Origin of the sequence: Burkholderia sp. Bp9140 (assembly GCF_003853425.1) — a bacterium.
In the GTDB taxonomy this organism is placed as follows: domain Bacteria; phylum Pseudomonadota; class Gammaproteobacteria; order Burkholderiales; family Burkholderiaceae; genus Burkholderia.
The window spans coordinates 53,737-75,633 of the sequence record NZ_QTPQ01000015.1; the positions used below are offsets into that span (position 1 = coordinate 53,737).

A 21,897-nucleotide genomic window follows, 5' to 3' on the forward strand; every position below is an offset into this window, starting at 1 on the left:
TGCACCCCAAAAATGTAATCCTTTACATTCGTTTTTGCCAAGCATAGAATCCGCATCAAAGTCGGGACACACGCTGTCCAGATGCTGCGGCCGACAGGCCCACGAGCCGGTAGCCGCCCAGGACTGTCCGGTTCCATTTTCAGAATTTTTCGGAGGCAAACATCATGCAGGACATTCATCGCCGTCCGATCCGCACCGACTACGACTACGTGGTGATCGGGTCCGGGTCAGCGGGCAGCGTCATCGCGGCACGGCTGGCGGAAGATGCCGGGACGCGCGTGCTGCTCATCGAAGCGGGCCCCAAGGACACGAGCACCTATATCCGGATGCCTGCGGCGCTCGGGTTCCCGCTGATGGACGACAAGTTCAACTGGTACATGCACTCCGAGCCCGAGCCGGGCCTGAACGACCGGAAGATCTACGAGGCACGCGGACGTGTGCTGGGCGGCTGCTCGTCGATCAACGGCATGAACTGGGTGCGCGGCAACCCGTGGGACTACGACAACTGGGAGGCGATGGGCAACGCGGGATGGAGCTACGCAGACGTGCTCCCCTACTTCCGCAAGGCCGAAACCTTCGACAAGGGCGCGAACGACTACCGCGGCGGCAACGGCCCGATGCACATCGAAACCTGCCGTGCCGACAATCCGCTGTATCGCGCGTTTCTCGAAGCCGGCAAACAGGCGGGGCTGCCCCACGTGGACGACCACAACGCATACCGGCAGGAAGGCGTTCACATCACGCAGCGCAACGTGCACCGCGGCCTGCGCTGGAGCACGTCGCGCGCGTACCTGCACGCAGCGCCGCCGCGCGACAACCTTCATGTCTGGAGCATGGCGCAAGTGCTGAAGCTCGAATTCGCGGGCAAGCGTGCGGTCGCGGTGCTGGTGCGTGTCGGTTCCGAAACGAAGCGTATCAACATTTCACGTGAGGCCATCGTCTGCGGCGGCGCGATCCATTCGCCGCAGATCCTGATGTTGTCCGGCATCGGCAATGGCAATGACCTGCGACGCCTGTCGATCAATGTCGTTTCGGACCTGCGCGGCGTCGGCCAAGGGCTGAAGGATCACCTGGCCGCGCCCGTCCAGTACCGCGCGACGCAGAACGTTTCGGCGGCACGGGAATTGACGACGTTCGGCAAGCTGAAACTCGGCGTTCAGTGGAAGCTGTTCAAGAAGGGGCTCGGCGCCACCAATTTCTTCGAGGTGGGCGCGTTCATCCGCACGCAGGACGACATCAAGGTACCGAACGTGCAGTTCGAATTCATTCCGATGCTCGGTGAATTCCAGCACGGCAACGTGAAGCTCGAGAACGGCTTCCAGTACTTCTTCAGCCTGATGCGACCGACCAGCAGCGGGCGCGTATGGATCGACAGCGCCGATCCGCTGGCCGCGCCGAAATTCGTGTTCAATTTCCTGACGACCGAAACGGACCGGCGCGACGCGGTTGCCGCGGTGCGCGCAATCCGGAACGTGGTCGGGCAGCAGGCATGGGCACCGCTGCGCGGCGATGAAGTCACGCCTGGCCGGCCCGTCCAGACCGACGAGCAGATCCTCGCCTATCTGCGCGAGACGGCCGGAACGAACTACCACCCGAGCTGCACGTGCCGGATGGGAACCGGGGACGATGCCGTCGTCGACGCCCAGGGGCGCGTGCATGGCGTCGACAACGTGCGTGTGGTCGACGCGTCGATCATGCCGGAGATCGTCAGTGGCAACCTCAATGCGCCGGTCATCATGATGGCCGAAAAGATCGCCGACCATATTCGCGGCCGCTCGGAGCCGCCGGCGAGCAAGGCCGAATACTACAAAGCGGCCTAGACCCCGCTTGTCCCGCGATTACCTCCGACAGGGCAGATCGCGCGGTCTTCAGGCCGTGAACGCGACAGTCGTTCACGGCCTTTTTTTGGACCGGTCAGCACCGGACCGGTCACCACCAGAACGTCCTGGACACACGATGAACCTTTCCACGCGACCCGAAATCGTACGGCCTGACGATCGCGACACGCGCCGCCGCGGCGCAAAGGTCGCGATTGCATTCCTGATCGGGGCAGGGCTGATCAACAACCTCGATCGCAGTGCACTATCGGTTGCAAACCATCTTGTTGCGTCCGAACTGCGGCTCTCGGCCGCACAAATGGGCATGCTCATGTCGTCGTTCTCGATCGTGTACGCGTTTTCCCAACTGCCGATCGGATTGATTCTGGATCGCTTCGGCGCACGGATCGTGTTCGGACTCGGTCTATTGTTCTGGTCGACTGCGCAGCTCGCGTGCGGCTTCGTGCAGACCTTCCAGCAGTTGCTGTTCGGGCGTGCGTGGCTCGGTGTCGGTGAATCACCGCACTATCCCGCATGCGCGAAGATCGTCAGCGAATGGTTTCCCGCGGAAAAGCGCGGCGGGCCGACCAGCCTGTTCCTGATCGCCGGAACCGTCGCACCCGCGCTTGCACCGCCGCTGCTGACGCTGCTGCTGATCGCGGTCGGCTGGCGGATGATGTTCGCGACGCTGGGCGTGCTGGGTATCGTGCTGGCGCTCATGTGGTTTGCCGTCTACCGGAACAGCACGTCCGACCGAGGGACGAGCGGCGCGGCAGAAGAAGATGAACAGGCCCACGCATCGCGCCCGGGGTTCGCCGAATGGCGCGCATTGCTGGTCCAGCGCAACACGATCGCGATGATGCTCGGCTCGGCCGGCGTGATCTACATGATCTGGCTGTATGTGTCATGGCTGCCGGCCTACCTCGAGCATGAACAGCACGTGAGCATCGCCAGGACCGGATGGCTGGCGGCCATTCCGTATGCAGCCGGCACGCTCGGCCAGTTGAGCTGCGGCACCTTCATCGACTTCCTGACCCGCAAGGGATACGGCGTATCGCTCAGCCGCAAGATCCCGACGTGCATCGGCCTCGTGGTCGCCGCGATGTTGACGGCCGCCGCCGCGGCAGCACACACGCCGGCACTCGCGGTCGCCGCGATCTCGGGTGCGCTGTTCTCGATTTACTTCGCGAACGTCGGCACCTGGGCCATCGTCGGCGTGATGGTGCCGAGCCGGATGGTTGCCACGATGGGCAGCGTACTGACGTTCGGCGGATATCTTGGCGGATCGGCAGCGCCCGTCATCACCGGCGTGATCGTCGATCGTACGCATTCGTTCGCAAACGGCCTGCTCATCAGTGCGTGCCTCGCGATCGCGGCCGCCGGGGTCTTCGCGTTCGGCATCCGGATCAAGGACCGGGACTGACATCGGTCGTGCGGTCGTGCGGTCGGCTGCACGCGGCACCGGCCGCGAGCCGTAGAGCGGTGTCGTGACGCTCTACGGCGGCAGGACTTCCCGGAGCCGCATCATGGCGACGCCGGCAGCACGCGAACCCGGGCAAAAGCCCGGGCGCTGCATGCGCGCGTGAAAGATCACGCAGGCTTTCTCCACAGATCGCTCAGCGTATAACCGGTCGGCAGCGGATCGCTCGCGTCGAGCACGTACTGGTGGTACCCGGTGATCCATGCGCTACCGGTGATCATCGGGCGAACGCCCGGCTTGCCGCCGATCGACAGCGTCTCGGCGATCTCGCCGACGAATTCCGTTCCGAGGATCGATTCGTGCACGAAACGCTCGCCCGGCTGAATCTGCCCGCGCGCATGCATGACGGCGAGGCGCGCGCTGGTGCCTGTTCCGCACGGCGAACGATCGACGCGGCCCGGCGATACGATCACGCTGTTCTTCGCGCGCAATCCGCCATCGGCGCCGCGCTGGAGCGGGCCGGCGAAGAGCGTCTGGTTGATCGTGTGAATCCCGGGATTCTCGGGGTGCACGGCGGGGATTTGCTCAGCGGCTGCAGCCTTGATCCGTTCACCGATTTCCACCATCCGTCCCGCCTCGTCGGGCTCGATCGCGAAGCCGACGGCCGTCGCATCGACGAGCACGTAGATCATCCCGCCGTACGCCACGTCGACCTTCAGCGTGCCGAGACCGGGCACGTCGACGGGCAAGTCGAGGCCGAACACGAAACACGGCACGTTCGAGAACCGCACGTTCACGCATTTGCCGTCGCGACATTCGGCGCGCACGCGCACGAGGCCGCCCGGCGCTTCGAGCGTGACATCGGTGTACGGCTCCTGCATCGGGATCATCCCGGTCTCGAGCAACGCGGTAACCGTACAGATCGTGTTGCTGCCCGACATCGGCACATAGTATTCGGCCTCCATGATCACGAAACCCGCGTCCGCTTCCGGATCGCACGGCGGCAGGACCAGGTTCACGCATTGCGTGACGCTGCCGCGCGGCTCGTGCAGGAGAAATTTGCGCAGATCGTCCGCTTGCGTCTCGAGATGGCGCATTTTTTCGAACATCGTGTTGCCGGGCACGTCGAGCACGCCGCCGGTGATGACGTCGTTGCGCTCGCCGCCGGTATGGACGCCGACCACGTTGACCATTCGCTTCAGTTTCATTTTCTCGCTCTGTGCTGGGGCCGGCTCGCCACCCGAGCCGGCCCGATCGTACCTGCTGCCGGCCGCCGCATCGGCGCGGCGAAGCCGGCGAACCCCGCCCGTCAGCCCGCGTCGACGACCGTCGCGGGCAAGGCCGGCGCGCGCTTGCCAAGCTTGATGAAGGTCGATTTGACCTCCGTGTACTCGAGCAGCCCGTCCAGCCCGTTCTCGCGCCCCACCCCGCTTTCCTTGAAGCCGCCGAACGGCATCTGCGGCGCGGACTCCAGGTAGGTATTCACGAATACGGTGCCGCTGCGCAGTTGCTGGGACACCGTGATGGCCTTGTCGATATCCTTGGTCCACAGCCCGTTGCCCAGACCGTAGTTCGTATCGTTGGCAAGCCGCACCGCTTCGTCCGCATCCTTGAACGTCGTGACCGTCAGCACCGGCCCGAAGATCTCCTCGCGGAAAATCCGCATCTCCGGCGTGACGCCGGTGAAGATCGTGGTGCCGACGAAAAAGCCCTTGTCGAGGCCGTTCCCCGTCACGCGTTCGCCACCGACCGCAAGCGTCGCGCCTTCTTCCTTCCCGATCCGAATATAGTCGAGCACCTTGTTCAGGTGCTGTTCGTGGATCAGCGCACCGATATCGGTCCGATCATCGAGCGGCAAGCCGACGACCACCCGCTTCGCGCGTTCGACCAGCTTGCCGACAAACGCGTCTGCGACCGATTCTTCGATCAGCAACCGCGTACCCGCAACGCACTCTTCGCCCTGGTTGAGGATCGTGCCGAACAGCACGCCGTCCAGTGCCGCATCAAGATCGGCGTCCGCAAACACGACGTTCGCCGCCTTGCCGCCGAGCTCGAGCGCGACATGCTTGACCGTTTCCGCCGCATTGCGCGCGATCTGCTTGCCGACCAGCGTCGAACCCGTAAACGACACCATGTCGACACCGGCGTGCTTCGACATCGCCTCGCCGACGATCGGGCCCGTGCCGGTCACGACGTTGATCACGCCGCCCGGAATGCCGGCTTCCGTCGCGAGCGCCGCCACTTCGAGCGCCGTGCCGGACGTGAGTTCCGAAGGCTTGATGACGGTCGTGCAGCCGGCCGCCAGCGCGAACGGGAGCTTCTGGAACAACGTGACCAGCGGGAAGTTCCACGGCACGATCATCCCCACCACACCACGCGCTTCGCGTGTGACGAGACCGAGCTTGTCTGCCCCGAGATTGCTGAACGCGTCGCCACCCAGTTGCCATGCGAGCGATGCCGCATAGCGCGTCAGATCGACCGATGCCGCAACCTCCGCGCGCGCGAACCGGATCGGCTTGCCGACCTCTTCAGCCTCGATGCGGGCGAGTTTTTCCGCATCGCGTTCGATCAGCGCCGCCCACGCGTTCAACAGCGCCGCGCGGGTCGCGCCCGGCAACCGCGACCACGACTGATCGTCGAAGCGCGCGCGCGCCGCACCCACCGCCCGATCGAGGTCCGCCACGCTGCCGGCCGCATATTCGGCGAGTTTGTCGCCATGCGCAGGCGAGTACCGTGCGACGGATTCCGGCGTACTCGCGGCTTGCCATTGACCATCAATCCAAAGATCGTAACGACGTGTCATGCTCGACTCCTGTAATCGATTACCACAAAAAACAAAGAAAACGCATGGCTCAGACCATCTGAGGCCACGTGTCCGAGAGTGTGTAGCCAGACGCCAGCGGATCGGTCGCATCCAGGCAAACCTGGTGCATACCGGTGATCCATGCCTGCCCGGCAACGCTTGTAATGACCGCGGGATAAGGACCTTCCTGGGTTTGCCGCTCGATCGCGCCTTCGAAGCACGTACCGATGATCGACTCGTGAATCAGGGTCTCTCCGGGCGCGATCTGCTTGCGCCGGTGCAACAGCGCGAGACGCGCGGACGTTGCCGTCCCGCCGGGAGACCGGTCGAGCCGTCCCGGCGAGACGATCACCGCATTGCGCGAGCGGATACCGCGGTCGGTCCGCGTCAGCGCGCCCATGAACTGGGCCTGCGTGATACCCGTCAGCGCGGTATTCATCGGGTGGATGGCCTGCAGTTGCAGACTGGCGGCACGCTTGATCAGCTCGCCCAGTTCGCTCAGCTCCTTCGCCTCGTCGGCTTCCAGCCGCAGGCCCAGCATTTCCGCGTCGATCTGCACGAACGTTTCGCCGCCGTACGAGATGTCGACGGGCAACGCGCCGAAGCCCGGGACGTGGATTTCCTGCTGTTCGTAAAAAACGAACGCCGGTTGATTGACGAAGCGCACACGTGTCACCTTGCCGCCGGAACACTGGCAGGTCACCTGGACGGCCCCGGCCGGCGCCTCGAGAATGAACCGGGTCTCGGGCTCCTGCATCGGAACCATCCCGGTCTCGAGCAGCACGGTCGCGACGCACATCAGGTTGGATCCCGACATCGCCGGATAGTCAGTCGCGCCGGCGGTCACAAACCCGACGCGGGTATCCGGGTGCGCGGACGGCAGCACGATGTTGATGCTGTCGATCACGGAGCCGCGCGGCTCGGACAGGCAAAGACGCCGGATGTCGTCCCGGTGGAGCCGCAGATACTCGCGCTTGTCGAACATCGTCTCGCCCGGGACGTCCACCACCCCACCGGTCAGCACCTTGCCGACCTCGCCCTCCGCGTGGCAGTTCACGACCTGATAGTAGTTCTTCCACCGCATCTGCTGTCCCCAGCCGAAATGTAATCAATTACATCTCGAATCGCACACTGTCTCCGTTCGCTCACCACGCGCACCCGTGGCATTGACCCAGCCCGAACGCACATCGAGATTTTACAGAAAACCTGCGTTTTTTCAGAAAAATCTCATCTTCGAGGTGTATCATAGCAGCGTCACAGTGATACGTGTGGTGGAAAGTCGTCGATCGGCCGCATCCGGCCCAGAGCCCCCATCGTAAGTCACTGATATCAATGAAATTATTTGACGAGTCGCAGGATGCCGGCGTGGGTCCGCCACCCTATCGGAAAGTAATCGTTTTCTAATCCGATCCGAAAATTTGCCGCAATGCGCATCTGCGGGCTCGCTCGCGACCTACTTCTCCATTTCGAGCGCATTCACATGAACAAACCAGCGAAACAGCGGACCCAGAAGGTCAATGTCACGGACGTCGCCAAGGCGGCGGGCGTGTCCGTCGCGACCGTGTCGCGTGCGTTCAACCTCCCCCATCTCGTGCGCGAGGAAGCCCGCGAGAAGGTCATCTCCATCGCGCGAAAGATGGGCTACACGCCCAATCCATCGGCCAAGGCACTGCGACTGCAGAAAACGCACATCATCGGTGCCGTGATTCCGACGCTCGACTACTCGTTTTTCGCCCGCCTTGTCGACGGCTTCGAGGAACGCATCACCGCGGCCGGTTACAGCGTATTCGTGCTGACAACGGGTTTCGACAATACGCGGATGTTCGACAAGGTGCGCGCACTCGTCGAGCGCGGCGCGGAAGCGCTGCTGATGGTCGGCCGGGTCGACGATCCGGCGCTTCGAACCTATCTGCTCGAGAAACAGATTCCGTGCGTGACGACTTATTCGTATACGGCCGATGAGCACTTCCCGTCGATCGGATTCGACAACTACAGTGCGACAAAGCAGATGGTGGAATTCCTGATCAGGCTCGGGCACCGCCGCATGGTCATGATCGCCGGCCCCATTCATGGCAACGACAGGCAGCAATCGCGCATCCAGGCATTCGAGGAAACGCTGGCCGCCCACGGCATTACCGACGGATGCCACGTCATCGAGAAAAGCTACGGGTCCGCAGTCTTCCGCGGCGCCGAGGCGATGCGCCAGATCATCGGCGAATATCCGGAAACCACCGCGGTCGTCTGCAACAGCGACACGTTCGCGTTGAGCGCCATTGCCGAGTGCCGTCGAATGGGCGTGCGCGTGCCCGAGGATCTTTCGATCTCGGGGTTCGACAACGACGACTACGCGACCGTATTCGCGCCGGCACTCACGACCATCTCGGTGCCGGCGCGAGACATGGGCGAGCACGCCGCACAAGCGTTGATCGGCTCGCTCGTGGATCAGCGCAAGATCATGCCGATCCGCCTCGAAACGAATCTCGTGGTGCGGGAATCCACCAGCACCGCGCGCCGCGAACTGGCCGACAGCACCGCGACGCGCACCCACTAGACTCGCCCGGGAGCACGCCTCACCCGTCTTGCTTCCGCTTCTTTCGGGGGAATCGCGCGCACCACGGTGCTGCGCGACGCATCAAATTGCTGCATGGTTGCCGCCCCATCGAGCCACCCGCCTCCACTCCCCACCCCGCCGAACCCTCCTGGCATTCATCCGGGGCGGGCGCGCTCGTCTTCTGGCACGCCTCCTGCTTAGTTCGCTGTAATCCTTTACTTACCCGCCGAGAAATTCACCGTCTCCCGACGGATGTTTCGCCGCTTCCGACAACCCGATGAAGCGCGCCTGATTCAGCTCAGACAAGGCATTGCCAACGACTGCGCTACTCCAAATAGGGAAGACCCGCATTGATCTACGGATGTAAAGGATTACATTACGGACCAAGCCACAACACGATCGACGGCCCGGCCGGACGTCATCGAAGCGTCGAACGCCCGAGGAGCAGGACCCAGCGGTCCGGACTCCACGGAGCAACCTTTACCCCCTGTGAGGAAGCGATGGACATCGAAAACAGAAGCATTGAGTTCATTCCGGAGAATGAACGCTATGGGAAACCGAGCCGGCTCTTTACCATCTGGTTCAGCGCCAACATGCAGGTCACGACGCTCGTGGTCGGCACGCTTGGCGTCGCGGCCGGACTGAGCGTGTTCTGGACCATCGTCGGCCTGATCCTCGGCAACCTCATCGGCACGGTTTTCATGGCCGGCCACTCGGCGCAAGGACCTCACCTCGGCATTCCGCAGATGATCCAGAGCCGCGCCCAGTTCGGCGTCCTCGGCGCCGGCATCCCGCTGTTCATCGTCGTCGTGTCGTACGTGCTGTTCACGGCCGCCAACGGTGTCGTGATGCGCGACTCGATCAAGGCGATCTACCCGATGAGCGACAACGAGGCGATCATCCTCTTCGGCGTGCTGACGCTGATCATCAGCTACATCGGCTACGAGCTGATCCACCGGATGGGTGCCTACATGTCCGCACTCTCGGGGCTGATCTTCGCGGCGGCCGCATTCCTCGTGTACCAGCATCCGCTGCCGCCGCATGCCGCTACCGCCGCCGCGAGTCACGGCTACATCAACAGCGCGTTCATGCTGGTGGTCGCACAGGCGGCGTCCTGGACGCTCGGCTTCGGTCCGTATGTCGCCGACTATTCGCGCTATCTGCCGAAGAACATCTCCACGAAGCAGACGTTCTGGTACAGCTATATCGGCAACGCGCTCGGCTCGACGCTCGTGATGATTCTCGGCGCCGTACTCGCTGCCGGCATCGCCGACGTCACGAAGGATCCGGGCACGGGGCTCGCCAGCCTGTTCGGGGGTTGGGGGCGTCCGGCACTCGTGATCATCGTGCTCGGCGTGCTCGAAATCAACGTGCTCAACCTGTACAGCGCGTACATGTCGACGACGACGATCTTCACCGGCTTCAAGGGCATGGCACGCGTCAGCAAGTCGATGAAGTTCGTGATCATGGCGCTCATCGCCGTCATTGCGACGGTCATCGCGATCGGCACGCAATATCACTTCAACGACTACTTCTCCGACATTCTCGTCGCGCAGATCTACGTGCTGGTGCCGTGGAGCTCGATCAACCTCGTCGACTACTACCTGATTCGCAAGGGCCAATACAGCGTGCCCGACATGTACAACGAGGACGGCATCTACGGCAAGTACAACATCAGCACGCTCGTGATCTTCATCGTGGCGGTCGCCGTGCAGGTTCCGTTCATGGACATGTCCTTCTATCACAGCTACTTTGCACGCCTCATCGGTGCCGACGTCAGCTGGATCCCGAGCCTGCTCGTGCCGGGTGCGCTCTACTACTTCGTCAACCGCAATCGCGGCCTGTCGCTGGTTCCGAATCGCGCTTCGGCTGTGCAGTGAAGGGCCGTCAAGCAACATCGACCTGAATCGGGGTGCGCCATCGCGCGCCCTTCATCCAGGGTGTATTGCATCGATTTCCAGCAGGTTCGCGCTTCCCTGATTACATTTTTTTCGATAGATCATTAGGTATACGAATAAATGATCGTCGTAGCGTGACCTGCGATTTTCCACGGCAACACCAGAACGTGAGTGAGACAATGAACAAAATCCACCTGATCGCGGCCGCGGCACTCTGCACGCTCTCCGCTGCAGCCAGCGCGCAGAGCTCCGTTACGCTTTTCGGCATCGTCGATACAGGCATCGCCTACGTCCACAACAGCGGCGGCCAGCATTCGCAATGGAAGATGTCCTCCGGCAATCTCTCCGGGAGCCAGTGGGGCCTGAAAGGCACGGAAGACCTCGGCGGCGGCCTGAGCGCCGTCTTCACGCTGGAAAACGGTTTCGACGCAGGTACCGGCCAGCTCCAGCAGGGTAGCCGGATGTTCGGCCGGCAGGCATTCGTCGGCCTGACCAGTGCCCAGTTCGGCTCGGTGACATTCGGCCGCCAATACGATCCGGTCAGCGACCTGCTGCAGCCGTACACGGCCGATGCGTACAGCGGCTTCTTCGCGACGCCGGGCGACGTCGACAACTACGACAGCAGCGTTCGCTTCAATAACTCGGTGAAATGGACGAGCCCCGTGTGGGGCGGATTCACGCTGTCGGCGATGTACGGGTTCGGCGGTATCGCGGGCTCTGCCGGTTCGGGGCAAACCTATTCCGCTGCGATCGGTTACAGCCAAGGGCCGCTGTCTCTCGGCGCGGGTTACCTCCACGTCGACAACGGCAATGCAACCGCATCGACACGCGGCGTTTCGTCGGCCGACACCTTCTTCAACAGCTCGGTCAACGCCGCGTACGCATCGGCTCGCTCGGTCAGCATCGCGCGCGCCGGCGGCCAGTATGCGATCGGTCCGGTGACGGTAGGTGCGGCCTACAGCTTTTCCGAGTATTCGCCGGACGCGTCGTCGACCTTCAGCCGGTCCGAGAAATACCACAATGGTTCCGTGTTCGCGAACTGGCAGGTGTCGCCGGTCTTTGTCGCGGTCGCCGGCTACAACTACACGAAGTCGAACGGCGATTCGTCCGCGAAGTATCATCAGGTCAACCTCGGCGTCGACTACCTGCTGAGCAAGCGCACGGACGTCTATGCGACGGTCGGGTACACCCACGCCAGCGGACAGAACGGGCTCGGCGCCGCGCAAGCCGTGATCGGCTCGTACGACATCGACGCGGGCGCCAGTTCGCAGATCATCGGTATCGTCGGCATGCGCCACAAGTTCTGATCGTTTCCGCACGTGCGGCCGCGTCGCGCCTGGATGCGTCCGGGCGCGACGCGGCCGCGTACGCGCCACACCGCCCATGAACCAGACTCGCAGGAACGACATGAACAGAATCGTAGCCATGTACGTGACACTGATCACGACAGCCTGCCTCACCTCGCCCGCTCATGCCCAGGAACCGGGCGCAGCGGCGACCGTCGTGAAGCTCGGCTTCGCATCGCCGCTCACGGGTGCGCAGGCGCATCTCGGCAAGGACAATGAAAACGGCGCCCGCCTCGCGGTGGAAGAGATCAACGCGAAGGGACTCAAGGTCGGCGGAAAACCCGTGCGCCTCGAACTCGTGTCGGAGGACGATGCGGGCGATCCGCGCACGGGAACCGTCGTCGCGCAACAACTCGTCGACCTCGGTGTCGTCGCGGTCGTCGGCCACATGAACTCCGGCGTCGCCATTCCCGCGTCGCGCGTGTACCACAACGCGCAGATTGCGCTGCTGTCGAGTGCGTCGAATCCCGCGTACACCGCGCAGGGCTACAAGACATCCTTCAGACTGACGGCGACCGACGCAAGCCAGGGACCGGCGCTCGCGCAGTATGCGGCCGGGCGACTGCATGCGCGACGCGTCGTCGTCGTGGACGACGCCAGCGCCTTCGGTCAGGGGCTCGCCGACGAGTTCTCGAAAAAGGCCAAGGCACTCGGCCTGCAGATCGTGAGCCGCGAAACCGTCAGCGACAAGTCGATCGACTTTCGCGCGGTGCTGACCCGCATCAAGTCGGAACGGGCCGACGCGATCATGTTCGGCGGCATGGACGCCACGGCCGGCCCGCTTGCGAAGCAGGCGCGCACGCTCGGCCTCGCGCTGCCGATTCTCGGCGGCGACGGCATCTGTACGCCGACGATGATCAGCCTCGCGGACAAGGCCGCGGAAACCGTCGTGTGCTCGAGTGTCGGCACGCCGCTCGAAAAGCTTCCGCGCGGCGCCGCTTTCGAGCACGCGTATGAAGCGCGCTACGGCATGCCGGTGAAGTTCCTCGCGCCGTTCTTCTACGACGCGGTCTACCTGGTCGCGGACGCGATGCGGCGCAGCGGGTCGATCGACCATGCCGCCGTGCTCGCCGCATTGCCGAAGGCAGACTATGTCGGCGTCACCGGCCGGTTTGCCTATAGCGATCGCGGCGATATCAAGGATCCGGTGGTCACGCTCTATACGGTCAAGAGCGGGAAACTCGTTCCGGTCGAGACGGTTCGCATGTGAGCGAAACCGCGCCGATCTTTCGGCGCGGCGTCGACCGCGACCGCGGTTCGACTGATCAACGTGCCACTTTCAGCCCGGCGATGCCGGCCGCCAACAGCAGCGCGGCGAGCAATGCGAACGATGCGGCCAGTCCCAGCGCATGCGCGAAAAACCCGACAGCCGCCGGTCCCGCCAGGTTGCCGCCATAACCGAGCGTCGTGAGCGCGGTGATCGCGGCGGACGGTTCCATCGCGCGCTGACGGCCGGCCGCGGCGAACAGCAGCGGCACGATGTTCGCGCAGCCAATGCCGGTGAGTCCGAAACCGACGATCGCACCAATGCCCGACGGCGCGACGATGGCAACGACGAGCCCCAGTGCGCCGAGGATTCCGCCCGCCACGATCATCGCTTGTGCGCCGAACCGGTGAGCGAGGCCGTCGCCGAGCAGCCGGCCACTCGTCATCGCAATGGCGAATACGGTGTAGCCGAATCCTGCGCGCACCTGCTCGTACTGCTTGACGGTCGTCAGGAACAGCGCGCTCCAGTCGAGCATCGCACCCTCGACCAGGAACACACAGAGTGCGATCGCGCCCATCACGGCGACGATGCCCTGCGGCAAGACGAACCGCGTGCCGCCGCCGCCGCCCGCATCCGGCCTCAGATGTCGGCCGTAGAACGCGATCAATGCGACCGCCACCGCGGACACGGCGAGCGACACGGCAAGCGGCGGCGCGCCCGCCGACAGCAGCGCGCCGCCGGCCATCGAGCCCGCGATGCCGCCGACACTGAACAGGCCATGAAACCCCGACATCAGGCGCCGCCCCGTATCGCGCTCGACCAGCATCGCGTGAATGTTCATCGTGACGTCGATCATCCCCATGCCGGCGCCGAACAGCAGCAGTGCGGCCGCCATCGCGCCCATCGTGGGCATCAGCGCAAGCAGCGGCAATGCGATCGCGATCATCGCGGTGCCCGCGGCGACCATGCGCCGGCAGCCGAAGCGCCCCACCAGGCGCTGGCACAACGGCATGCATCCGATCGACCCGATCCCGAGGCACAGCAGCAGGAACCCGAGCTTCGCGTCGTCCACGCCGAGCCGATCCTTCGCATACGGCACGAGCGGTGCCCATGCGGCGACACTCATGCCCGCGACGAAGAATGCGGCCCGGGTCGCCGCGATGCCGTTCCCGGCAGCCGCTTTCCGGCTGGCCGCCGCGGCCGGCTCCGCGTCGCCGGCGTTATACAAGATGCACCTCGGGAACGCGGGCACCGATGATCTCGCGATACACGTCGACATAGTCGTTCGCCATGCGCCGCGCATCGAAACGCTGCTCGAATACCCGGCGAATGGCGCTTCGCGACAGCGTCTTCGACCGCTCGACCGCATCGACGGCCTGAGCGACCGTGTCGACGACGTAGCCCGTCACGCCGTCGTCGATGACTTCGGGAACCGAGCCGCGACGGAACGCGATCGTCGGCGTTCCGCACGCCATCGCCTCGATCATCACCAGCCCGAACGGCTCGGGCCAGTCGATCGGCAACAGCATCGCGCGGGCATTGGACAGGAATTCGGGCTTCTGCCGTTCGTTGATCTCGCCGATGAACTCCACGTTCGCCTGCTCCAGCAACGGCGCGATCTCGCGTTCGAAGTATGCGGCGTCGGCCTTGTCGACCTTCGCCGCGATCTTCAGCGGCAAGCCGGCTTCCGTGGCGATGCGGATCGCCGCATCGACACCCTTTTCCGGACAGATGCGTCCGAGGAACGCGAGATAGTCGCCGTCGCCATCGGCGTGCGGGGTCAGCAGCCGGTTCGGCAGCCCGTGCTGGACGGTCGCGGTCCACCCGGCGTGCGGCATCGGCAGACGCTGCGCGTCGGAGATCGAAACGAGCCGCGTATCGGGATGTTGCGCGAACACCGGATGGATTTCCGGCAGGTCGAGCCGGCCATGCAGCGTCGTCACGAACGGGACGCCGAGATCGCCGAACAGCGAAAACGGCAGATAGTCCAGATGGAAATGAAGGATGTCGAATTCATGGGCGACGGCCCTCACCTGTTCCAGCATCAGGAAATGCGGCGCGATCGGGTCGCGGATCGTCGGATCCAGACGCAGCGCGGTCGGCCAGCACGCACGCAGCGTCGCATCCGTGATCGAGTCGCCACTTGCAAACAGCGTCACGTCGTGACCGAGCTGGACCAGTGCATCCGTCAGATAGGAAACGACGCGTTCGGTGCCGCCGTAAAGCTTTGGCGGAACGGCTTCATGAAGGGGGGCAATCTGTGCAATGCGCATGATGATGGCGAAACTCGAGTTCAATAAAAAAGGCGCAGCGGCATGGCGGCTGCGCCAAAGAGGCTGAGAGCCTCACGCGTGAATGGCTTTCCCCGGCGCCATTCGCCTGGAGATGCCGCTCAATCGAGCGGCGGCTGATACGGGCCAGAGCCGATCCATGTGCTGGTGGTGTTCAAAACCCCAAGCGCTGCCAGCTCCGCGGAATCGGCGATCGGCGCGGCGCTGCCGTTCAGCAGATACACCTCGTTCGGATCGGGAAATTCCGCGACCCAAATGCCATCCGCCCCGGTGTGTGCACGCGCCAGGGCGGCGGCGACCTGAGCCGCCTTCCCGAGCTTGCAGCGAAGCACGTGCAACGCACGCGGCCCCTGCGTCACCGGACCCGCGCCGCCGTCGGCCAGCACGCCGGCTACCGGATTCAGGATCCTGATGTACTGCGAAGACACGCGTGCCGCCGCGCCAGGCAAGAATGCGCCGGTCCATTCGGGCACTTTTCCGAGCGCGGCGCGCTTCTCGGTGCGGTCCGCGAGCGACGCATACGACCAGAGATGCAGGAAGCGAATCGCGCCTTCGTCGATTACCCAGTTGCCCACGAGTCGCCCGTACTCGTTGCCACGTATCGGCATGCCGACGTCACGGAACAGCGTGAAATAGTCCGGCGCCTGCTCGCGTTCGATCACATATTCGCGAAGTTCGTGAATCATCCGTGCCCCCGGTGATCAGCGGGCCGTATAGCCGCCATCGACCGTGATCATCGAACCGGTGACGAACGACGATTCATCCGACGCCAGATAGAGGATCGCGGTGCTGATTTCCTCCGGCGTCGCATAGCGATTCACCGGTGCGCGTGCCTTCAGTGCCGCAACGAAGCCCTCCGGATCCGGCACTTCCTTCAGCATCTTTTCGTAGTAGTTGGACCACGTCACACCCGGTGCCACGCTGTTCACGCGAATGTTTTCCTCCGCGTGGTCGAGCGCCATCGCACGGGTCAGCGCAGCCACGCCGCCCTTGGCCGCCACGTATGCGGCGCGATCGGGAATCCCGGCGACCGACACGGTCGACGCGAGGTTCACGATCGACCCGCCGCCGCGCTTGACCATCTGCGGAATCGCGTATTTCGACACCAGGTACACGCTCTTCAGGTTGACGTCGATCAGGCGGTCCCACTCGTCCTCTTCGATCGTCACGACGCTGCCGCGCGTGCCGAGGCCCGCATTGTTCACGAGGATGTCAAGGCCGTCGAAGCGGTCGAGCGTCGCCTGGATCATCTCCTTGACCTGCTGCGCGCTCGTCACGTCCACCTGCACGGCGAATGCGCCGTCGCCGATGCTTTCCGCCACGTTGCGCGCGCCGTCGTAGTCACGGTCGGCGAGCACGACGCGCGCGCCTTCCTTCACGAAGCGCTCGGCCGTCGCCGCGCCGATGCCTGCAGCCGCACCCGTCACCAGCGCAATTTTTCCTTTCAGTCGCATTTCATCCTCACTCAGATCACGTGCTGAAGACGCCGCAAAATCGCGTCCTCGATACTCAATGCCGCCAGCCACGACGTCCGCGGGTTGTCGGGCAACGGGTTGTTTTCCAGTCGAATGACGAGCCGGCCAAACGGTCCGGTCGCTTCGACCTCGTGTACGTTCTTGTCGACACTCGGATCGGCCATCATCGTGACGACCGTGTTCTCGAAGCCGACGCCTGCCAGCGCGACCGCGGCCGTTACGTTTGCGTTCTTCGGATAAAGCCGGGCCGACTCCGCGGCGCTGCCCTCGAAGATCACGGTCGGCTCGGTGATGGCAGTCAGGTCGAATTGCGCTTCTGCCGGTGAACCGACCCACGCGCGCGGCGGCTTGCGGCCGATGTAGCGCACCGATTGAAGCCCGCTGCCGCGTGCGGCGCTGAGCGCATCGAGACCGCCGATCGCGCCCGACACCACGGTCAATTCGGACTGGCCGCTCAGTTGCGCGTCGTGAAGCTTCGCGCGCAGCGCATCGGACGACAGCGCGCCGACCGACGCAACGATCGCATCGACACCGCGCTCGAGGCATTGCGCGACGACGTGCTCGACGGCCTGGTGGCCCGCGCATTCGACGACGACCGTCGGCTTCCACGCGAGCAGTTCGTCGACGGTCGAAAACAGCTCGACGTTCAGGTCGCGCTTGAGCAACGCGGCGTCACCGTGCGGATCGAAACCCGCCACGGGCAGGTCGCCGTACGCACCCGCCCGGAGCGACGACACGACGCGGCGCCCCATGGCGCCCATGCCGATGACGGCGATCCGCTCTCCGTGCGGCTGCGACACGGACGAACGAACCGTCGAACTCGCCGCTGCAGTGGCGTCTTGATGGGCAGAAACGTGATTCATATGCGCTCCAGAAATGACCATACGAGCATCGCGAATGCGTCGGGGGCGACCTGCGGAAAGAAATGTCCGCCGTCGACCTTTTCCAGCTGGCTACGGGGGATGCGTTCCGCGAGGTCGGCCGAGTTGTAGAACGGGACGATGAAATCGTCCTCCGCGCCGACGACCAGGACGTCCTGCTCCAGGCGCGCCAGCTCGTCGGCGCGCTCGTACGCGAGCAACATGTCGATCCGGCTCGATACCGTCGCCACATCCATCGGCATCTCGGCACCGAAGTCGGGCGGCGCGTCGGCCGCAAGATGCCGGTCGTACCATTGCCCGTCGTAGCCGCCGAGTTTCGACAGCGCCGAATACGCCGACGGCCCGACCCGCTCCAGCAGATAGCGACGAAACGCGAACAGGTCCCGAAAACGCCGATCCGGCTTCGCCCATCCGCCGCTCAGCACGAGCCTGTCGCAGCGGTCCGGGTGATCGAGGCCGAGCGTCTGCGCGACGAGGCTGCCGGTCGAGTGACCGACGATGTGAGCTTGGCCGATCGACTCCCGGTCAAGCACGTCCAGCACGGCGCCGGCAATCGTCGGAATCGTCTGCGCGGCAGGCGGCGCACTGCGGCCGACACCCGGGTGATCGAACGTGAGCACCCGGAAATGCCGCGCCAGCAGCGGCACGACCGGCTTCCAGAACGCACCAAGCCCGCCGAGCCCGGCGATCAGCACGACCGCGCTGCCGTCGCCGTGGCTCTCGTAATGAACGGGGTTCATCGCGCTCGTCGCAGTCACTGCTTGCCCGCACCGGTCGTGAAGACGGTGCGCGCCTCGATCTCGGCCACGTTCTCCGGCCGGTCGAACGGCTCGGGGGTCGGCTCACCCGGCTGACGCGAACGGCCAATATCGCGGAAGAATGTCTCGAGCCCCGACGGAACGAAGAACCACGCCCAGTGCAGGTCGGTATCGCCGTCGTTGATGAACGTATGCGTGCGCAACTTGCCAAGGAACAGCGTCGTGCCGGCGCCCAGCCGATACTCTTCGCCGTCCAGGATCGCCTTGCCCGAGCCCGAGATGAAGTGCAGGACCTCCTCGTTCGCGTCGTGCGAATGCTTGCGCACGACACCGCCCGGCGGCAACGTCTGCGTGCCCGCCGAGAACGGCACGTCCATCGGCACGAGGTGCGGCGCGACATGCACCGACGCATGGCCGTTGGCCGGCTTCGGCTGCCAGTAGCTTTCCTCGCCATCGGGCGTCACGACCATGTACTTGCCACCGAGACGCGCAGCTTCCTGGATGGCGCTCGTCGTTTCCTGCGTATCTGATGTTGCCGGATGATTCATTTGTCACCTCATCTGAAAGCGGGCCTGCCGGTCAACCGAACGATTGCACCGTAAAAACCCTAGTAATCGATTACATTTTCCAGGCTGTTTTTCTCGACGTCCGTGCTTGCCTCGTTGCCCTGACAGCCATCGATTCGGCTTGATCAACCGCACGATCCGGACTCCTAGGCCGATGACTGCATCGTAGCGAGATTCACAACCAATGTAAAGGATTTCATTTTTTGCGGCATTCGACTATGATTTCGATCAAGCTGAGCTACCGGAGCGGATTCGCTGAAAACAGCGTCAGGTCGCCGTTTCAAGGCCCCGTACGTGCCGAGGGACGCAACGCGTGCAAAGCGAGCGTTACTGAAAAAGTTTTCACTTTCGACTGAGGAATGACATGAACGTCTTCGCTGATACCCGCGTCGAGCATGACCTGCTTGGCGATCTCCCGGTTCCGGCCAGCGCTTACTACGGCATCCATACGGCGCGCGCAATCGACAACTTTCCGATCAGCGGCATCGCGGTCGGCAGTTATCCCGCGCTGGTCCGCGCCCTCGCCGAAATCAAGGCGGCTGCCGCGCTCGCCAATGCCGATCTCGGGCTCCTCTCGCAAGACAAGGCGACCTGGATCGTCAACGCGTGCCTCGAGATTCGCGAGGGTGCCCTCCATGACCAGTTCCCGATCGATGTCATTCAAGGCGGCGCCGGCACGTCGACGAACATGAACGCGAACGAAGTCGTTGCGAATCGCGCGCTGGAGCTTGCGGGGCACCGCCGCGGTGAATACGCGTTCCTGCATCCCAACGAGGATGTCAACATGAGCCAGAGTACGAACGACGTGTATCCGACCGCGATCAAGCTCGCACTACAGCGGCTCATCGTCGAGCTCGTTGCGGCAATGGCGGAACTGCGTGGTGCTTTCGATGCGAAAGCCCGGGAATTCGCGACCGTGCTGAAAATGGGGCGGACCCAATTGCAGGATGCGGTTCCGATGACGCTCGGTCAGGAATTCGCGTCCTACGCCGTGATGCTCGCCGAGGACGAAGCGCGCCTGACCGAAGCCGCCGCCCTGCTTCGGGAGATCAATCTCGGCGCCACCGCGATCGGGACCGGCATTACCGCACACCCCGACTATGCGTCCAAGGTCTGCCGCCATTTGAACGCGATCACCGGCCTCACGTTCGAGACGGCATCGAACCTGATCGAAGCGACTCAGGACGTCGGCGCATTCGTGCAACTGTCGGGGGTACTGAAGCGTGTCGCAGTGAAACTCTCGAAGGTCTGCAATGATCTGCGCCTGCTGTCATCGGGCCCGCGCGCCGGCCTCGGCGAGATCAACCTGCCCCCGCGCCAGGCCGGCTCGAGCATCATGCCCGGCAAGGTCAACCCGGTCATCCCGGAAGTCGTCAACCAGATTGCGTTCGAAGTGATCGGCAACGACATCACCATCACGCTTGCCGCTGAAGGCGGGCAACTGCAACTGAACGCATTCGAACCGATCATCGCGCATAGCCTGTTCAAGAGCCTCGTGCATCTGAAAGCCGGCTGCGAAACGCTCACGCGCCGCTGCGTGGTCGATATCACGGCGAATCGGGAGCATCTGCTCGATGGTGTGCAGCGATCGATCGGCATCGTGACCGCACTGAATCCGTATATCGGCTATGCAAACGCCACCGAAGTCGCACGGCTTGCCCTTGAATCAGGGCGAAGCGTCTCCGAGATCGTGCTCGAACGCGGGTTGCTGAGTGCCGACGAGCTGGCGGCAATTCTGCGGCCCGAGGTGCTGACCGAACCGGCAAGCCAGGTCCGTATCCAGCTCGGCCGCTGAATCCGGATGCATTCGGGGGTGCGCCGACCGCACACCCCCGTCGGTCGCTTCAGGGTCGGCCCCGGGCTCGCACCCGCTCGAGACGCGGAACGGAACGCGTCTTGTCCTGACAGGCGCCGCTCGATTCTTCCGGGACAGCCTTTCGAATACATCATCGTGATCGATCGCCTCGTCGCTGCATCGTTTTCCTGGTACGACCTGCTGGCGCAGGCCATTCCGGTGCGTTATCTCACCATGGCAGGACTGGGACTGCTTGGCCTGATCGCGGTCGTGCTCGTGCTGGCAACAACCTGTTACTTCTCCCGCGGCAATTGACCCGTCAGCCGCGGAACGCCACTGGAGGCAAAATTGCCCGATCCCATCGTCACGGAAAATATCAGAGCGATCGCATTCGATTTCGATGGTGTCATCCTGGACTCCGTCCAGCTCAAGGCTGACCTCTTCGTCGAGTGCTATGAAGGCATGCTGGACGCACATCAGAAGAACGCCATTCTCGCCTACCAGGCGCTGCACGGCGGCATTGGCCGGGTTGAAAAGTTTGGGTATTTCGAACGCGCGGTCTTCGGCCGGGAGCCGGACCGCACCACCGTGGCGACGCTCGCGGATCGATACAGCCGGCTGCTGATGACGCGCATTGCGTCGTGCGCCGAGCTCCCCGGCGCGCGCGCGTTCCTGGAACGCATGCGTCAGAGATTGTCGCTGCATCTCGTATCCGGCACGTCACATCCTGATCTCGTCGCAATCACGGCGCAACGCCGTCTCGACCATTACTTCGAGTCCATCGTGGGTGCGCCCACCACCAAGGTCGAAGCATTCGGCGCTATCGTGAAATCCGGGCCCTGGCTGCCCGACCAGGTTCTCGCCATCGGGGACTCGACAACCGAGCTCGAGGCGGCCGAGCAGCTCGAGATGCCGTTCATCGGTATCGTTGCGCCCGGCGAGTCGAATCCGTTTCCACCGCGCATCACGGTATTCCCGAACCTGGACGCGTTGAATCGTGAATGGAGCAGCCCTCGAGGCCTTCAGCCTCTCGACGATCGCGGCAAGGTGACCTAAAGTCCGGAACGTTGGTATCGATTTTTCAACCCG

Annotated in this window: 19 protein-coding genes; 9 read left to right on the forward strand and 10 right to left on the reverse strand. The window is 63.8% G+C overall.

Annotated features, from left to right (window positions below; translation table 11 throughout):
- Positions 1-164: 164 nt before the first annotated feature.
- Positions 165-1,820, forward strand: a complete 1,656-nt coding sequence (locus tag DIE21_RS14505) for a choline dehydrogenase (RefSeq protein ID WP_124498341.1) — start codon at positions 165-167, stop codon at positions 1,818-1,820.
- A gap of 136 nt (positions 1,821-1,956) precedes the next feature.
- On the forward strand, positions 1,957-3,240 hold the full coding sequence (locus DIE21_RS14510; RefSeq protein WP_124498342.1) for an MFS transporter: 1,284 nt from the start codon (positions 1,957-1,959) through the stop codon (positions 3,238-3,240).
- 167 nt (positions 3,241-3,407) lie between these two features.
- Here DIE21_RS14510 and DIE21_RS14515 read toward each other — a convergent pair whose 3' ends face one another.
- The 3 genes from DIE21_RS14515 to DIE21_RS14525 form a co-directional block, all read right to left on the reverse strand.
- Positions 3,408-4,445, reverse strand: coding sequence for a proline racemase family protein (locus tag DIE21_RS14515; RefSeq protein WP_124498343.1), 1,038 nt, complete (start codon positions 4,443-4,445; stop codon positions 3,408-3,410).
- Positions 4,446-4,546: 101 nt separating this feature from the next.
- Positions 4,547-6,040: an aldehyde dehydrogenase family protein gene (locus DIE21_RS14520; protein ID WP_124498344.1), complete on the reverse strand. Its 1,494-nt coding sequence runs from the start codon at positions 6,038-6,040 to the stop codon at positions 4,547-4,549.
- 49 nt (positions 6,041-6,089) lie between these two features.
- On the reverse strand, positions 6,090-7,124 hold the full coding sequence (locus tag DIE21_RS14525) for a proline racemase family protein (RefSeq protein WP_124498345.1): 1,035 nt from the start codon (positions 7,122-7,124) through the stop codon (positions 6,090-6,092).
- A 342-nt stretch (positions 7,125-7,466) separates the two neighbouring features.
- On the opposite strand from DIE21_RS14525, the gene DIE21_RS14530 reads away from it, so the two are divergent.
- The 4 genes from DIE21_RS14530 (at position 7,467) to DIE21_RS14545 (ending at position 13,045) form a co-directional block, all read left to right on the forward strand.
- Positions 7,467-8,591: a LacI family DNA-binding transcriptional regulator gene (locus DIE21_RS14530; RefSeq protein WP_124498346.1), complete on the forward strand. Its 1,125-nt coding sequence runs from the start codon at positions 7,467-7,469 to the stop codon at positions 8,589-8,591.
- A 500-nt stretch (positions 8,592-9,091) separates the two neighbouring features.
- Positions 9,092-10,471: a cytosine permease gene (locus DIE21_RS14535; RefSeq protein WP_124498347.1), complete on the forward strand. Its 1,380-nt coding sequence runs from the start codon at positions 9,092-9,094 to the stop codon at positions 10,469-10,471.
- Positions 10,472-10,668: 197 nt separating this feature from the next.
- Positions 10,669-11,796: a porin gene (locus DIE21_RS14540; RefSeq protein ID WP_124498348.1), complete on the forward strand. Its 1,128-nt coding sequence runs from the start codon at positions 10,669-10,671 to the stop codon at positions 11,794-11,796.
- Positions 11,797-11,896: 100 nt separating this feature from the next.
- Positions 11,897-13,045 carry a branched-chain amino acid ABC transporter substrate-binding protein gene (locus DIE21_RS14545; protein WP_124498349.1) on the forward strand — a complete coding sequence of 383 codons (1,149 nt, stop codon included), beginning with the start codon at positions 11,897-11,899 and terminating at the stop codon, positions 13,043-13,045.
- 55 nt (positions 13,046-13,100) lie between these two features.
- Here DIE21_RS14545 and DIE21_RS14550 read toward each other — a convergent pair whose 3' ends face one another.
- From DIE21_RS14550 to DIE21_RS14580, 7 genes are all read right to left on the reverse strand, one after another.
- On the reverse strand, positions 13,101-14,270 hold the full coding sequence (locus DIE21_RS14550) for an MFS transporter (RefSeq protein ID WP_260432489.1): 1,170 nt from the start codon (positions 14,268-14,270) through the stop codon (positions 13,101-13,103).
- A complete protein-coding gene (locus tag DIE21_RS14555; protein ID WP_124498351.1) occupies positions 14,263-15,315 on the reverse strand; it encodes a glycosyltransferase family 4 protein in 1,053 nt (350 codons plus the stop codon). Before DIE21_RS14555 ends, DIE21_RS14550 begins: the two co-directional genes overlap by 8 nt.
- A gap of 119 nt (positions 15,316-15,434) precedes the next feature.
- The gene (locus tag DIE21_RS14560) at positions 15,435-16,019 is read right to left on the reverse strand and encodes an NIPSNAP family protein (protein WP_124498352.1); all 585 of its coding nucleotides are present in this window, start codon (positions 16,017-16,019) and stop codon (positions 15,435-15,437) included.
- Positions 16,020-16,034: 15 nt separating this feature from the next.
- Positions 16,035-16,787, reverse strand: a complete 753-nt coding sequence (locus DIE21_RS14565; RefSeq protein WP_124498353.1) for an SDR family oxidoreductase — start codon at positions 16,785-16,787, stop codon at positions 16,035-16,037.
- A gap of 11 nt (positions 16,788-16,798) precedes the next feature.
- Entirely contained in the window at positions 16,799-17,671 is an 873-nt protein-coding gene (locus DIE21_RS14570) for an aspartate dehydrogenase (RefSeq protein ID WP_124498354.1), read from the reverse strand.
- Complete coding sequence (locus tag DIE21_RS14575; RefSeq protein ID WP_124498355.1) at positions 17,668-18,429, reverse strand: alpha/beta fold hydrolase; 762 nt, start codon at positions 18,427-18,429, stop codon at positions 17,668-17,670. Before DIE21_RS14575 ends, DIE21_RS14570 begins: the two co-directional genes overlap by 4 nt.
- A 14-nt stretch (positions 18,430-18,443) precedes the next feature.
- Positions 18,444-18,995, reverse strand: coding sequence for a cupin domain-containing protein (locus tag DIE21_RS14580; RefSeq protein WP_124498356.1), 552 nt, complete (start codon positions 18,993-18,995; stop codon positions 18,444-18,446).
- Between the two features lie 382 nt (positions 18,996-19,377).
- Here DIE21_RS14580 and aspA point away from each other — a divergent pair, with 382 nt between their 5' ends.
- The 3 genes from aspA to DIE21_RS14590 all read left to right on the forward strand — a co-directional run bounded on the left by aspA (position 19,378) and on the right by DIE21_RS14590 (position 21,864).
- Positions 19,378-20,808 (forward strand): aspartate ammonia-lyase, encoded by a 1,431-nt coding sequence (gene aspA, locus DIE21_RS14585; RefSeq protein ID WP_124498357.1) that lies wholly within the window; start codon positions 19,378-19,380, stop codon positions 20,806-20,808.
- Between the two features lie 156 nt (positions 20,809-20,964).
- Positions 20,965-21,123, forward strand: a complete 159-nt coding sequence (locus DIE21_RS37205; RefSeq protein WP_185642773.1) for a hypothetical protein — start codon at positions 20,965-20,967, stop codon at positions 21,121-21,123.
- Between the two features lie 33 nt (positions 21,124-21,156).
- Entirely contained in the window at positions 21,157-21,864 is a 708-nt protein-coding gene (locus DIE21_RS14590) for an HAD family hydrolase (protein ID WP_124498358.1), read from the forward strand.
- Positions 21,865-21,897: the final 33 nt, after the last annotated feature.